The organism is Rhodoferax sp. RT5P35 (assembly GCF_056521385.1).
Map to the genome: position 1 here is coordinate 1 of NZ_JBWMAX010000280.1, position 1,132 is coordinate 1,132.

The 1,132-nt window shown below is 66.8% G+C and carries 2 protein-coding genes; both read left to right on the plus strand.

Going from position 1 to position 1,132, the window contains the following annotated elements; translation table 11 throughout:
• The coding region (locus AC097L_RS25625; RefSeq protein ID WP_479589517.1) for an enoyl-CoA hydratase-related protein at positions 1–448 on the plus strand (448 nt) is incomplete at its 5' end.
• Positions 449–470: 22 nt separating this feature from the next.
• A partial coding sequence (locus tag AC097L_RS25630) for a LysR substrate-binding domain-containing protein (protein WP_479589518.1) occupies positions 471–1,132 on the plus strand: 662 nt, incomplete at its 3' end.

Below are 1,132 nucleotides of genomic sequence, written 5' to 3' on the forward strand. Positions count from 1 at the left end.
CGGGCTGGACCTGGCCTGCATGTGCGACATCCGCATTGCCTCCACCCATGCCAAGTTTGCCGAGAGCTTTGTGAAGCTGGGCATCGTGCCGGGCGACGGCGGGGCCTGGTTGCTGCCGCGTTTGATCGGGCTGTCGCGCGCCTCGGAAATGTCGTTCACCGGCGAAATGATCGGCCCGGACGTGGCGGCCAGCTGGGGCTTGGTGTCGCGCGTGGTGCCTGCCGATGAGCTGCTGGCCACGGCCAATGAACTGGCGCTGCGCATAGCAGCCAACCCGCCCCACGCCGTGCGCCTGACCAAGCGGCTGCTGCGCGAGGCCATGCACACCCGGCTGGACACGCTGCTGGAGATGTCGGCCGTGTTCCAGGCCATGTCGCACCAGACGGACGACCACAAGGAAGCCGTGGCCGCCTTTTTGGCCAAGCGGCCACCGGTTTTCAAGGGCTAAGGCCGTGCCAGGTGGCTCCGGTATGCTCACCCCTCCCATGGACCTGCGCCGCATCCGCCACTTTGTCACCCTTGCCGAGACGTTGAACTTCCGGCGTGCCGCCGAACGTCTGCACATGGCGCAGCCGCCGCTGTCGGTGTCCATCCAGAAGCTGGAAGCCGACCTGGGGGTCAAGCTGTTCAACCGCGAATCCACCGGCGTGTCGCTCACACCCAGTGGCCGTGCGGTGCTGATGGAGGCCAAAAAGCTGCTGTTCCACAGCGGGCAACTGCGGGAAACCGCCAAGAGCGTGCTGGACGGCACGGGCGGCACGCTGCAGATAGGTTTTGTCGGCTCGGCCAGCTACGGCATGCTGCAAACCCTGCTGCCGCTGTACCGCGCCCAGTTCCCCGGCGTGGAGCTGGTGCTGCGCGAAGCCACCTCGCTGGCCATCATGCAGCAGCTGGAAGACAACACGCTGGATATCGGCCTGGTGCGCGTGCCCCTGCTGCACCCCAGCAAGGCCACCCTGGTGCCGCTGCAGCGCGAGGACTACATTGCGGCCCTGCCGCGTGGCAATCCGCTGGCCGACAAGGGGCTGCTCAAGCTGGCCGACATGGCGGGCGAGCCTTTCATCATGTACGCGCCCACCCACGCCGCAGGCTTGCACAGTACGGCCATGTTTGCCTGCCAGCAGGCCGGGTT